Annotated in this window: 14 protein-coding genes; 5 read left to right on the top strand and 9 right to left on the bottom strand. The window is 71.9% G+C overall.

Annotation, left to right across the window (positions count from 1 at the left end):
- The first annotated feature begins 10 nt into the window (after positions 1–10).
- The gene (nadE, locus tag DT019_RS01260; RefSeq protein ID WP_114034663.1) at positions 11–841 is read left to right on the top strand and encodes an ammonia-dependent NAD(+) synthetase; all 831 of its coding nucleotides are present in this window, start codon (positions 11–13) and stop codon (positions 839–841) included.
- A gap of 13 nt (positions 842–854) precedes the next feature.
- Here nadE and DT019_RS01255 read toward each other — a convergent pair whose 3' ends face one another.
- From DT019_RS01255 to DT019_RS01245, 3 genes are all read right to left on the bottom strand, one after another.
- Positions 855–1,163 carry a hypothetical protein gene (locus DT019_RS01255; protein ID WP_114034662.1) on the bottom strand — a complete coding sequence of 103 codons (309 nt, stop codon included), beginning with the start codon at positions 1,161–1,163 and terminating at the stop codon, positions 855–857.
- 116 nt (positions 1,164–1,279) lie between these two features.
- Positions 1,280–2,605: an efflux RND transporter periplasmic adaptor subunit gene (locus DT019_RS01250; protein WP_189389019.1), complete on the bottom strand. Its 1,326-nt coding sequence runs from the start codon at positions 2,603–2,605 to the stop codon at positions 1,280–1,282.
- 307 nt (positions 2,606–2,912) lie between these two features.
- Positions 2,913–3,617, bottom strand: coding sequence for a hypothetical protein (locus DT019_RS01245; protein WP_114034660.1), 705 nt, complete (start codon positions 3,615–3,617; stop codon positions 2,913–2,915).
- 195 nt (positions 3,618–3,812) lie between these two features.
- Here DT019_RS01245 and DT019_RS01240 point away from each other — a divergent pair, with 195 nt between their 5' ends.
- On the top strand, positions 3,813–4,676 hold the full coding sequence (locus tag DT019_RS01240; protein ID WP_114034659.1) for an arylamine N-acetyltransferase family protein: 864 nt from the start codon (positions 3,813–3,815) through the stop codon (positions 4,674–4,676).
- Positions 4,677–4,680: 4 nt separating this feature from the next.
- Here the strand turns inward: DT019_RS01240 and DT019_RS01235 are convergent, their stop codons facing one another.
- From DT019_RS01235 to DT019_RS01210, 6 genes are all read right to left on the bottom strand, one after another.
- Positions 4,681–5,925 (bottom strand): sensor histidine kinase, encoded by a 1,245-nt coding sequence (locus DT019_RS01235; RefSeq protein ID WP_114034658.1) that lies wholly within the window; start codon positions 5,923–5,925, stop codon positions 4,681–4,683.
- A gap of 10 nt (positions 5,926–5,935) precedes the next feature.
- Entirely contained in the window at positions 5,936–6,661 is a 726-nt protein-coding gene (gene cseB, locus DT019_RS01230; protein ID WP_114034657.1) for a two-component system response regulator CseB, read from the bottom strand.
- Between the two features lie 103 nt (positions 6,662–6,764).
- Positions 6,765–7,832: an endonuclease/exonuclease/phosphatase family protein gene (locus tag DT019_RS01225; RefSeq protein ID WP_114034656.1), complete on the bottom strand. Its 1,068-nt coding sequence runs from the start codon at positions 7,830–7,832 to the stop codon at positions 6,765–6,767.
- A 199-nt stretch (positions 7,833–8,031) separates the two neighbouring features.
- Positions 8,032–8,664: a DUF1707 domain-containing protein gene (locus DT019_RS01220; RefSeq protein WP_114034655.1), complete on the bottom strand. Its 633-nt coding sequence runs from the start codon at positions 8,662–8,664 to the stop codon at positions 8,032–8,034.
- 224 nt (positions 8,665–8,888) lie between these two features.
- Entirely contained in the window at positions 8,889–9,545 is a 657-nt protein-coding gene (locus DT019_RS01215; protein ID WP_114035267.1) for a maleylpyruvate isomerase N-terminal domain-containing protein, read from the bottom strand.
- A gap of 123 nt (positions 9,546–9,668) precedes the next feature.
- Positions 9,669–10,148 (bottom strand): diadenosine tetraphosphate hydrolase, encoded by a 480-nt coding sequence (locus DT019_RS01210; protein ID WP_114034654.1) that lies wholly within the window; start codon positions 10,146–10,148, stop codon positions 9,669–9,671.
- 214 nt (positions 10,149–10,362) lie between these two features.
- Here DT019_RS01210 and DT019_RS01205 point away from each other — a divergent pair, with 214 nt between their 5' ends.
- The 3 genes from DT019_RS01205 (at position 10,363) to DT019_RS01195 (ending at position 12,894) form a co-directional block, all read left to right on the top strand.
- Positions 10,363–10,710 (top strand): VOC family protein, encoded by a 348-nt coding sequence (locus tag DT019_RS01205; protein ID WP_114034653.1) that lies wholly within the window; start codon positions 10,363–10,365, stop codon positions 10,708–10,710.
- Between the two features lie 119 nt (positions 10,711–10,829).
- Complete coding sequence (locus tag DT019_RS01200) at positions 10,830–11,318, top strand: MarR family winged helix-turn-helix transcriptional regulator (protein WP_114034652.1); 489 nt, start codon at positions 10,830–10,832, stop codon at positions 11,316–11,318.
- Positions 11,319–11,406: 88 nt separating this feature from the next.
- Positions 11,407–12,894 carry an MFS transporter gene (locus DT019_RS01195; protein ID WP_114034651.1) on the top strand — a complete coding sequence of 496 codons (1,488 nt, stop codon included), beginning with the start codon at positions 11,407–11,409 and terminating at the stop codon, positions 12,892–12,894.
- Positions 12,895–12,926: the final 32 nt, after the last annotated feature.

Genomic DNA, 12,926 nt, shown 5'->3' with positions numbered 1-12,926 from the left:
AGGAGCAGACGTGAGCGAGTCGGCGTCCATAGCCCTGCAGCAGGAGATCGCCCGGGAGCTGGAGGTCGCCGAGATCTTCGAGGCCGAGCGGGAGATCGAGCGCCGGGTGGCCTTCCTCGCCGAGCGGCTGACCTCCACCGGTCTGCGCTCCCTCGTCCTCGGCATCAGCGGCGGTGTCGACTCCACCACGGCCGGCCGGCTGTGCCAGCTCGCCGTGGAGCGGGCCAGGGCCGCCGGACACGAGGCGCGGTTCTACGCGATGCGACTGCCCTACGGCGTCCAGGCCGACGAGCGCGACGCCCAGGTCGCGCTGGCCTTCATCCGCGCCGATCACGTGCTGACCGTGGACATCAGGCCCGCGAGCGACGCCGCGCTCCAGGCGGCGCTGGCCGCCGGGGTGGGCTTCCGCGACGAGGGCCACCAGGACTTCGTGCACGGCAACATCAAGGCCCGCCAGCGCATGATCGCCCAGTACGCGGTCGCCGGGGCGCACAACGGGCTGGTGGTCGGCACCGACCACGCGGCCGAGGCGGTCTCCGGGTTCTTCACCAAGTTCGGTGACGGCGCGGCCGACCTGGTACCGCTGACGGGTCTGACCAAGCGGCGGGTGCGAGCCGTCGCGGACGCCCTGGGCGCCCCCGCCGAACTGGTGTGGAAGACCCCCACCGCCGACCTGGAGACCCTCGACCCGGGCAAGGCCGACGAGGACGCCCTCGGTGTCACCTACGACGACATCGACGACTTCCTGGAGGGCAAGCCGGTGGACGCGCGGGCCTTCGAGACGATCGTCAACCGCTACCGCCTCACCGAGCACAAGCGCCGGCTGCCCATCGCCCCCTGACCGGCCGCGCCCGCTACTGGAGGTGGTGCTTCTCCACCAGGACACCCGCGATGAAGGCCAGCGCCGCGACGATGCCGACGGCCAGGAGCAGCGTCAGCCACGGCAGTTCGCGCCACGGCGTGCCGCCTCGCTTCGTCTCGGTGTCCGGTGCGGGCGGTGTCGCCACGACGTGGGCGGTCCGCAGCTGCTGGGTGCCCGCGGCCGTCGGCTCGGGCGCCCCGGCGGGCACCGCGTTGAGGACGGGCGGGGTGGCGGACGCCGGGGCGTCCGGTGCGGGGTCCTGGCCGTCGGGCTTCGTGAACGCGTCACGGTCTCGGACCATGTCTTGGGTACTCCCTTGTCCTGGTGGGTGCGGGGGCGGTGCGGCCGTGACGGCCCGGTGGATCCGGCGCGCGGGGCCGTGGCCGGCGCGTCCGGCCGGGCCGGGTCACCGTGGGCTCAGGGAGCCACGGTGGTGATCCGCACCTTCTGACCCTGCGTCAGACCGCTGGTGATCTGGGTGTTGGTGTCGCTCTCGACGCCCACCGTCACCTCCGCGGGGTGCGCGGTGCCGTCCTGCGCGACCACGGTGACCATGCGCTTGGTGCCGGTGCCGCTCAACGCCGCGGTCGGCACGAACAGGGCGTCGGACGCCTCGCCCGCGACGATCTGGACGGTGACGCCCTGCCCGGTGTGCAGGTCCTTCGTCGGGCCCATGAGGTCGAGCGTCACGGGGTACTGCGCCCCGGCGCCGACACCCCCGTTGACCGCGAGCGTGCTGACCGAGAGGACCTTCGCGTTGAGCACGGTGGTCGACTGCGCGGTCAGGGTCACGGTGGCGTTCTGGCCGGGCTTGAGCCGGAGCGCGTCGGCCTCCGAGACATTGGCCTTGACCTGCATCCCGGTCGGGTTGGTGAGCACGATGAAGCCGGTCGGCGCGGCGGAGGTGCCGCCCGTGACGGCGGGGGCCGGTGCCGTACCCGCCGTGGTGCCCGGTCCGGCGGCGTAGGTCGTGCCGGTCACCGTCTGGCCGACCGAGGCGGCCACCGAGGCGACCGTGCCGTCGACCGGCGCGGTCAGCACCGTGCCGTCGAGCGTGCGCTGCGCGGTGTCCAGCGCACTCTGCGCCTGGGAGACCTGTGCCTGGGCCTGGATGAGGAGGTTGGGGTCCACGGACGGGTTGGCGACGGGCACCACGCCGACGTAGGAGGCGTTCCGCATCGATATCCCGGCGATGGTCCCGGCCTTCGTGGACTGCGAGGGAGTGGCGGTGGGCGAATCCGAAGGCTTCGCGGTCGGGCTGGGCGTGGTCGAGCCCGACGCGGACGGGCTCGGAGCGTGGCTCGGTGCGCCCGACGGGTTGCCGCCGGAACCGGCCGGTGGGCTGGCCGGCTGGCCCTCCTGCACCCTGCCGAGGTTCGCCTTGGCGGCCACCAGCGCCGTCTTGGCCTGGGCGAGCGCCTGGCGCGGCGCGGTGTCGTCGACCTTCGCGAGCACCTGGCCCTTGGTGACCTTGTCACCGGCCTTGACCTCGACCTCGGTCAGCTGCCCGCCGGTGGTGAAGTTGACCCCGGCGTCGCTCGGCGAGGTGAGCAGCCCGGCCCCGGTGACGGTCGCCTGCACCTTTCCCGTGGAGACGGCGGCCGTACGGGTGTCGGTGCGCGTGGGGCGGGAGGTGTCGCCGGAGTTCACCACCGCGTAAGCACCGCCCACGGCCGCGATGAGCACTACACCGAGCGCCGAGTTCAACAGGACGGCTTTATGGAGCCGCGGAAGGACCTTCATGTCCGGGAGCCTGCCAGTCGCTCCACGTGGCCACCATGACCCCCCGGCCAAGCTTCCGGACCAGGCGTTTTGATAAATGATCATGGGTGGGGGTCCATAAGGGCAGCCGCGCCGGTCGCGGTGCGTAGTCACATGCGCCCCACCCTTCAGACTGCCTCATTCCTGTCCCATACCGCAGGATTTTCCTTACGCGTTGTCGTCAACACCCCTTGGCAGCGGGGGAAGTGAGGCGCACGCTGAACGTGCGGGTCGGGCCGCGCCGGGCTTCCCCTCCCTGGTGTGGCCGGCTCGCTCCAGGCGCGCTCCGTCAGTGGCCGCGCCGGTACCGCGAGGGCCCCTGGGGCCTCCGCTTCCTGGCCTGTCCCGTGGACACCCGCCCCAACTGCCGCTCCCGGACGGGGTCGTGGACCGTCAGAACGGCGGTGGTGGTCAGCATCGCGAGGCCCGCGAGCTGGAAGCCGGCCGCCCACCACCACAGCAGGCCGCTCTTCGCCGTGAGGAGCGGGGCCACGACGCCGCCCGGCGAATAGACCACGGTCCGGGCCGCCCCTCGGGGAGCGGGACACGCGCCGGTCCTGGGGAGTTTCTCGGTGTTGCCGTCCGGCAGGTCGACCCAGCACTGGAGGTACTTCGTGCCGTGCGACCCGGTCTCCGTCGACGCGTACGCGATGGTGGCCGTCCCCTGCTTGCCGGTGAGGGCCAAGAAGGCGTCCGGCGCGTGCACCGCGCCGACGACCATCAGGGCGCCGCCGACCCAGTACGTCACCCGGGCCCAGCGCGGTACGGGTCTGCTGCCGAAGGCGATGTGGCGCAACACCCAGGCGTAGAGGACGATCAACATGATGAGGCCGAAAACGACCCCCAGGCCGAAGTCGAGCAGCGCGGGGCCGAGGGTGCTCACCGTGGCCACCACCACGACGACGGCCCACGCCAGGGCCATGCCGCGCGGCCCGAGCCCCCGTACCGCCGCAGCCGGCCGTTTCCCGCCGCGCGTCTTTTCGCCGCCGCTCATCGCGCCCCCCTTCACGAAGTGGCCGGAAGTCTCGCACACCCGGCTGTGCCCGCGTCAGGGCCGGTCACGAGGAACGCCGGCCGCCCCCCACCGGCACCGACCGGAAGCGATGGATCATGGCCCGGGTGGAATAGCACCCCCGCGAAGATCGCTTAACGCGGTACGTGACGTGACAACACCAAGGAGACGCTCCCCATGTGGAACGGCGACGCCCTCGACCTCGACGCCTATCTGGCGCACCTCGGTTACGCGGGGGACCTCACCCCCTCCCTGGCGACGCTGCGCGCGCTGCACCGGGCCCATGTGCTCTCCGTACGGTGGGAGAACCTGGAAGCCGTGCTCCGCAAACACCGGCCGCTCGACCTCCCCTCCGTCCAGGCCAAGTTGGTCGCCAACCCGCGCGGCGGCACCTGCTTCGAGCACGTCACCCTCTACGCGGCGGCCCTGGAACGTCTCGGGTTCTCGTTCTTCGTCGTCCAGGGCCGGGTCCGGATGGGGTCGACCAGGATCAGACCCGAGACGCATGCCATGGTGATCGTCGAGCTGGAGGGAAAGCGCTGGCTGAGCGACATCGGCTTCGGATCGAGCCCGCTCGACCTCATCGAGCTGACCGACGCGACGGATGTGTCCGACGGGGTGTGGGAGTACCGGCTGAGGCGGCAGGAGGTCTCCCCGGGCGAGGAGGGGTGGGCGCTCTACCAGCCCGCGGGCAAGCGCGAGTCGCCGGACGCGCACACCGAGGTCACCGCCGACGGGTGGATGGTCCGGCACACCTTCACGCTCCACCGCCAGTACCCGGTCGACCTCCAGGTCTCCAACCACTTCGGTGCCTCCCACCCCCGCTCGGCCTTCAGCGACCGCGTCTTCCTGCAGCGCATCCACCCCGACCGGCTGCACCTGCTGGACCACCGCACCCTGACCACGGTCAGGCCGGGCGTGCCGGGGCCGCCCGAGAGCCGGGAGCTGGAGCCGCACGAGGTGCCCAAGGTGCTCACCGACATCTTCGGGATCGAGCTGTCCGCCCAGGACATCGAGCTGTTGCTGCCCAAGCTGGCCTGAACTCTCAGGGCGCGTCCGCGAGTTCGAGGGTGGCGAGCGCGCCGCCCTCCGGCGCGTTGGCGAACGTCAGCCGGGCGCCGAGGACCGCGGACTGGCCGACCGCGATGGTCAGGCCGAGGCCGTGTCCGTGACCGCGTTCGGCCGACTCGGTGCGGAAGCGCTGGGGTCCGTGGGCGAGCAGGTCGGCGGGGAACCCCGGACCGTGGTCGCGCACACTGATCCGGCTCCCGGCGACCGTGACCACGACGGGGGCCGCGCCGTGCCGGTGCGCGTTGGCCACGAGGTTGGTGACGATCCGCTCCACCCGGCGCGGATCGGTCTCCACGACGCCCGGGGCCTCGAACCGCACCTCGGCGCCGGTCCCGCCGCGGCGGACCACATCCGTGACCAACTCGCCCAGCGGGACCGCGTCGTACCGGGCCTCCTCGGCTCCCGCGTCGAGGCGGGAGATCTCCAGGAGGTCGTCGATCAGACCGCGCAGCCTCGCCACCTCCTCGCGGACCAGGTCCGCCGCCTCGTCGTGACCCGGGAGCAGCCCCGCGGCGGTGACCAGGCCCATCATGGGGGTGCGCAGCTCGTGGGCGACGTCGGCGGTGAACCGCTTCTCCGACTCCAGCCTCCGCTGGAGGGTGGCGGCCATCGCGTCCATGGCGGCGGACATCTCGGTGATCTCGTCACGCGCCCGGCCGGAGGGCTCGATGCGCGCGTCCAGGTCCCCGTCGGCGATCCGGCGCGCGGTGCGGGCGCCGTGGCGCAGCCGCCGGTTGACCGGCTCGGTGGCGAGCGCGGCGAGCGGCACGACGAAGACGAGGGCGAGCAGGACGGCCTTGACGATGCTGCGGTCCAGGAGCTGAAGGCTGCGCACCTCGGCGCTCATGTCCGTCCGCACGGAGAGGACTTGGCCGTCGACCCGTACGGCGGCCCACATCCAGTACCAGTTCGGCGGCCGCTGGTCGTACCAGAGGGCGTACGCGTCAGACGGGTGCGTGGCGGCCAGCTTGTCCCGCAGGGGCGCCGGAAGCTCCCGCTCCGGCCCGAGGTCGGCGGCCGCGGGCCTCGTGCCGGTACGGCTGAACTCCTGTTCCGCGGAGCGCAGTTGAGCGGCCGACCGGTCCTCTCCCGCCCGGCGCCCGTGCTCCGCGGTCGCGTTGTGGACGAGGACACCGATGACGGCGGCGACGGCGCAGCAGGCGGCCGCGGCCAGTGCGGCGATCTTCCAGCGCAAGGCGCGGGGGTTGAGGAATCCCATGACCGGCGTCTCAGGTCCGCACGAGCTTGTAGCCGAAACCGCGCACGGTCTCCACGCGGTCGGCGCCGATCTTCTTGCGCAGCCGCACCACGCAGAGGTCGACGACCCGGGTGTCGCCTTCCCAGCCGTAGTCCCACACCTCGCGCAGCAGGCGCCGCCGGTCGAGCACGACGCCCGGGTTCTCCGCGAAGGCCAGGAGCAGCCGCAGCTCCGTGGGCGTCAGCGGGACGGGCGCACCGCCCCGGCGCACCCCGAGACCGAGCGTGTCGATGCTCAGGTCGCCGAACACGAGCAGGCCGGGCGTTTCCTCCGGCCCGGGCCCACCGGCCGCCTCCGCCGGAGCCGGGACGAAGGTGGCGCGCCGCAGCAGGGTCCGGATGCGGGCCACCAGGATGCCGATGTCGACGGGCTTGACCACATAGTCGTCGGCCCCGGCCTCCAGTCCGGCCACCACGTCGAGGGCGTCGCCGCGGGCGGACATCATCAGGATCGGGACGAGGCTCTCCTCGCGGATGCGCCGGCACAGCCCGATGCCGTCCAGTCCCGGCAGCATCACGTCCACGATCAGCAGATCGTGCTTCCCGGCCCGGTGGGCCTCCAGGCCGTCGAGCCCGTCGCCCGCGACCGACACCTCGTACCCGTAGCGCTCCAGGGCCAGTTGGACGGAGCGCCGGATGACGGCGTCGTCCTCGACGACCAGCACCCTGACCGGGTCCGGGACCACGGGTCCAGGCAAGGGGTCACCTTCTTCGCAGCATTCGTGCCGGTTGATGATCGAATCGTAGTCAGGGGATGTCCTGGCGACCGGGAGCCGGGCGGGGCCGTCAGGCGACGGGTCGTCAGATACGCAGGGATGCCGCCACGGGCAGGTGGTCGCTGCCGGTGTCCGGCAGGGTCCACGAGGAGGCCGGGGTGATCCCCTTCACCATGATCTGGTCGAGGCGGACCAGTGGGAAGGCGGCGGGCCAGGTGAAGCCGAACCCGCTGCCCGCCTCCCGCTGCGCGGAACGCAGCGGCCCGGTCAGCGGGTCCAGCGCCGAGTCGTCGGCCGAACCGTTGAAGTCGCCCACCACGAGGACCCGGGGCAGCGGTTCGGCCCGCACGGCCGCGGCCAGCTTCGCGGCCGACTCGTTGCGCCTCGCGGTGGCGAAACCGGACGTCGGCAGGACCCGGACCGAGGCGAGGTGCGCGGCATAGAGGGCGACGGGCCCCTCGGGCGTGGCGACCGTGGCACGCAGCGCCCGCGTCCAGGGCATGATCTCCAGCGGCTCGACCGCCGTGAGCGGGTGCTTGCTCCACACTCCGACGCTGCCGCGCACGGCCGAGTAGGGGTAGACCGCGGCCAGTTCCTGTTCGTACGTGGATCGCGCGGTGGCCCGGCGGGGCAACTCCTCCAGTGCCAGTACGTCGGCGCCCGAGGCGGCCAGGGCCCGGGCGGTCCTGCCGGGGTCGGTGTTCTCCTCGTCCACGTTGTGGCTGACCACGGTCAGGTTCCCGCCGCCCGAGCCCTTGTCCACGAGGGTTCCGGCGAACAGCGCACACCAGACGAGGGCGGGGACGAGGACAGCGACTGTGCCGAGTGCGGAGCGGCGGGCGACCGCGAGCGCCAGCAGGATCAGCACGCTCAGCCCCGTCCAGGGCAGCAGCGTCTGCGCCAGGCTGCCGAGGTTGCCGACGCCGTTCGGAACGAAGTCGTTGCGGGCCATGATCAGAGCGCAGAGCAGCGCGCAGCCGGCTATGAGTCGCCCTCGCCGCCATGTGCCCTCCCGCCATGTGCCTCGCCCCCATGTGGCGGGCCGCCACAGGGCGCCCCGCCGAGATGGGTCGCCTTGCCCTGGGGCGCCGCCCGGAGGGGGTGGGTTCGTGGGGTCCGCGACGGAGGGAGCGCCGTCAAGCGGGGCATCCATGGATCGCTTCGCACCTGTGGACATGTCGGCCGCCTCCCGAAGTCAGGACTCGTACACCGGACCCGGGTACGTCCACCAGTCTTCGCAAGGACGGCTTCCAGCTGGTCAGCGCGAGGCTTCGACCACCGCGCGGATGTGTATCAGCCGTGCTTCAGACACTCTCCTCGTGTCCCTTCGTCCGTGCGGTCGGCGTTGGCCATCAGACGGGTCTGCGGAGCAGCCACTGCCCGAAGGTCCTTCGGGGCGTCCGCACCTTGATCCGGCCGTAGGCGAAGCCGCCGGTCAGCTCCACCCGGAGCCTGGGCGGCGTCGCGGGATCCCCGGCGGCGGGGACCGCGCCCTTGGAGAAGTTCATCGACAGGGAGTCGGTGTTCACCACGACGCCCGGCCCGGTCACCAGGAGCAGGGTTCCGCCGCGCATGTTCATCTCGATGTCCAGGGTGTCCCGCGTGATCACCGCATCGGTGAAGTCCAGCGTCACATCGCACCAGGACACCTGGAGCTCCATCCGCCGCGGCACCACCCAACGGCCTTCGCGGCGGACCGAACCGGCCTGTTGCTCGATCCGTACGACGTCCTTCGCCTCCACCGCGGGCCCGTCAGCGGCCGTCAGGGGTGGCAGGTCGGCGGTGAGGCCGGCCAGTTGGTCCAGGGTGCGGGCGGTCAGCGCGACCTCCAGGCGCTGGTCGAGTTCGGCCGCATCGAGGAGGCCGTCCCCGGCCGCGACGCGCAGCATGTCCACGGTCCGGTCGCGGTCGGCGTGCGATGCCCTGAGGGGCGGCGGCCCACCGGCTTCGTTCGGCTGATCCGTGGGCGGCGTCTGTCCCGACATGTCCCCATCCCGATCTCGTGGGCGGCGCCTCGACGCCTGCGAATGAACTTACGTTATATCGCGTTACGGCGGGGGCCAAGTCCGGGGACGGGTGCCGGTCGTGGCGGCCGTCGCGCGGGCGGGCGAGCGCGGGGCGCCGCCACGGTCCCGCGCAAGGACGCGGTTGCGCGACTCGGCGGGAAGGCCGCGGGAACCAGGCTGGGAGAGTCCTCGGCGGCGTGACGTCAGCCGACGACGAACGGCAACGCGGCGGCCAGCGAACCGAGTTCGGCCCGCTCCGCGTCGGTCGGTGTCCGGCGTCCGGTGCCGATGAGCAGGGCGTCGGTGTCGGTGAACGAGGCCGGGAAGGGGGCACCCGCGATGGATTCCAGCATCGCGCGGGACCGGGCCAGGCCTTCGGCGGGCGGACCGGGAGCCCCGGGGAGGCAGGCGACGAGGTCGAGGTGGTGCAGCGTCCATTCCAGGACGTACGCGGTGAGGAAGTCGCCCACCGTGAGCACCTGGTCCTGGGTGCTGACCCGGGCCGTGGGGTCGGCGAGTTCGGCGGCCCGTCCGGCGGCGGAGCCGACGTCGTCCAAGTGGAACTTGAGCAGACGCGGATCCTCGTACGCGGTGGCCAGCCGGACGATCAGCGCGTCGAGCGGGTCGTCGCCGGCAGGCGGTTGGTGCGAGACGTTCCAGTAGGTCACCGCGTCCACGGTGGGTTCCGCCCGGGTGGGGGTGACCAGGGTGATCAGCACGTCCTGCGCATCGATGACGAGATGGCACACGAGGTCCCGTACGAGCCAGCCCGCACACCCGGACGGCTGCTGGAATTCCCGGTCCGGCAGGTCGGCGACCGTGGTGCGCAACGCGGCCCAGGCGAGCGAGAAGAGTTCCACGCCCGCAAGGTAGTGCGGCGCGAGACCGGCGGACAAGCGCATTCCGCCCAGGGGCGCGGGCGGCCCCCGCTCGTTCACGCGCGCGCCGGGGCGGGCACGACCGTGCCCGTCACCCGGACGCCGTCAGGCCTGCGCGGTCAGCCGGTCCAGCTCCGCGGAGATCTCCAGCCGGAGCGCGTCGTGCCGTGGCGCCAGGGCATGACGCTCGTCCGTCCAGTGCCCATGGGGGTAGAGCCAGACCGGCACGCGTACCAGGTCGTCCGGCTCCCATGCGAAGCGTGGCCATACGTGGGCGTGCAGGAACCCGTCCGTGTTGCCCAGGATCTCCAGGTTCACCCGACGGAACGCCGGATCGAGCCGTCGACAGGCCCGCTCGACGGCCTCGCCGAGCACGTCCATGTCGGAGAGGAAGGCCAACCGCTTGGCGCGGGGGAGGTCGGACAGCCGCTCCACTTGTGGATCGTCCACCAGCAGAACGGAGTAGCCGGGCAGGAACTGCACGTCTCCGATCGCGGCGAACCCTGCCCCCAACCGCCGCAGCACCGTTGGGTTCTCACCGCGCAGAGCGCTTCCGATCCGGTCCGCACGCCAGTCACTGATCATGACAGAGACCCTATGCGTCGACCGGCGGGCGCCGGTCTGCCACGGTACGAAGAGCCATCTCCGCCCTGCGACCCCCCCCGCCGTGCGATGAGTTTCCGCGACGGGTGGAGTCGTCAGAAGAGCACGCGGGAACGCGTGGCACTCGTCTCCCGGACCTGGCCGGTGGTGCTTCGGCGGGTCCTGGTGTGACAACGCAGGGAAAGGATGTCCGGACATGGCTTTCACCCACGTTCTCGCGGTCGCGCCCGTGAGTGAGATGGAACCCGCGGTGGCCTGGTACGAGCGACTTCTGGGGAGGCCCGCCGACAAGAGGCCGATGCCGGGGCTCGCGGACTGGCACGTCGCCCCATCGGGCTGGGTGTCGGTCTTCCAGTCGCCGCAGCACGCCGGGTCGACCCTGCTCAACCTGGTGGTCGACGATCTCGACCGGGCGATCTCGGAGCTGGCGGGGCGGGGCATCGTCGTCGGGGAGGTTCAGCCCGGTTCCCAGCAGGTGCGGTTCGCCGCCGTCCATGACCCCGACGGGAACCGCGTGACCCTGATCGAGAACCCGGTGATGTAGAGGCCCGCGCGGCGTGGTCCCGGTTCGTCGCCCCGCACCGTGCGGGACGGCCGAGCCCGCCCGCGGAACAGCCCTTTCCGGATGATCTGTCACGGAACGAAATTGCTACTCTGGCGGACATGACTGCCATGGCGCCCGCCCGCACCGCCCCCGATCTCTCCTTCCTTCTGGACCACACCAGCCACGTGCTGCGCACCCGCATGGCGGCGGCGCTCGACGAGATCGGGCTGACGGCGCGCATGCACTGCGTGCTGGTGCACGCGCTGGGGGAGGAGCGGACCCAGGCCCAGCTCGCCGAGCTCGGGGACATGGACAAGACCACGATGGTGGTGACGGTCGACGCCCTCGAGGCGGCGGGGCTCGCCGAACGCCGTCCGTCCAGCACGGACCGCCGGGCGCGCATCATCGCCGTCACCGAGGAGGGGGCCCGGGTCGCGCGCCGCAGTCAGAAGATCGTCGACGGTGTGCACGCGGAGGCTTTGGCGAGTCTCTCCGAGGGGGACCGGAGCGTGCTCCTGCGCGCCCTGAACGGGCTCGTCGAGGGGCACTTGGCCGTTCCGGCGGAGTCACCCCGCCCGGCGCGCCGGGCCCGGCAGGGGGCGAAGTGACCGAGAGAGAAGTCAGACCGAAGTAAATCGTCTACAACAAAACTATCTGTTAGTGTCTCACCTGTCGCCAACGGACAGGAGAGACCGCATGTCTGCCACTTCCGCTCCTTCATCCAGAAGACCCCGCTCGCAGTGGCTCGCCCTCGGCGTCATCGCCACGAGTCTGCTGATGGTCGTCCTCGACGGCAGCATCGTGACCGTGGCCATGCCGGCCATCCAGAACGACCTCGGCTTCTCGCCCGCGGGGCTCGGCTGGGTCGTCAACGCGTACCTGATCGCGTTCGGTAGTCTGCTGCTGCTCTCCGGCAGGCTCGGCGACCTGGTGGGGCGGCGGCGGATGTTCCTGTCCGGCACGGCGGTGTTCACCGCGGCCTCGCTCCTCGCAGGCGTGGCCACCTCCCCCGCGGTGCTGCTCGCCGCCCGGTTCCTGCAGGGCGTCGGCAGCGCGATGGCCTCGTCGGTCGGCCTCGGCATCCTGGTGACGCTGTTCACCGAACCACGTCAACGCGCCCGGGCCATCGCCGTGTTCAGCTTCACCGGAGCGGCCGGAGCCTCCATCGGGCAGGTGCTCGGCGGCGTCCTCACCGACGCCCTGAGCTGGCACTGGATCTTCTTCATCAACCTGCCGTTCGGGCTCGCGGTCCTCACCCTCGCGCGCCGGGTGCTGCCCGCCGACCGGGGACTCGGCCTCAAGGCCGGAGCCGACGCCCTCGGTGCGCTGCTCGTCACCGCGGGCCTGATGGTCGGTATCTACGCCATCGTCAAGGCCGAGGAGTACGGCTGGACTTCGGCCCGCACGCTCGTTCTGAGCATGCTCGCCGCCGTACTGCTCGCCGCGTTCCTCGCGCGCCAGGCCACCGCGAGGACCCCGCTCATGCCGCTGCGGATCTTCCGTTCGCGCAGCGTCTCGGGGGCCAACCTGGTCCAAATGCTCATGGTGGCCGCGCTGTTCTCCTTCCAGATCCTCGTCGCCTTCTACCTGCAGCGGGTGCTCGGGTACGACGCGACCCGGACCGGCCTTGCCATGCTCCCTGCCGCGGGCATCATCGGCGCGGTGTCCCTCGGCGTCTCCGCCCGCCTCAACGCACGCTTCGGCGAACGCCCGGTGCTGCTCACCGGAATCGCTCTGCTGGTCGGCGTTCTCGGACTGCTCGCCCGGGTCCCCGTACACGCCGACTACGTCAGGGACCTCCTGCCGGTGATGCTGCTCGCGGCCGGTTTCGGTCTCGCCCTGCCCGCGCTGACCACGCTCGGCATGTCCGGCGCGGGCGAGGAGGACTCGGGGCTCGCCTCGGGCGTCTTCAACACCACCCAGCAGATCGGCATGGCCCTGGGGGTGGCGGTGCTGTCCACGCTGGCCGCGTCCCGCACCAACACCCTGCTCGCTCACGGAAGAAGCCGGTCGGAGGCGCTGACCGGCGGCTACCACCTCGCCTTCGCGGTCGGCGCCGGGCTGCTCGCCGCGGCCTTCGCCGTGGCGGCCGTACTGTTGCGCGCACCCGACCGGCGGCCCCGCACGACCATGGCGCCGGCCCGCGACACCACCCCGGACGCCACCACTCTCCCGGCCGTCTGACCACCTCACGCCCGCACGACACCCGCTACCGC

The organism is Streptomyces sp. SDr-06, assembly GCF_003324565.1.
In the GTDB taxonomy this organism is placed as follows: Bacteria; Actinomycetota; Actinomycetes; order Streptomycetales; family Streptomycetaceae; genus Streptomyces.
The sequence above is the reverse complement of the archived record's forward strand: the minus strand, read 5'-3'. Positions and strand labels throughout refer to the sequence as shown.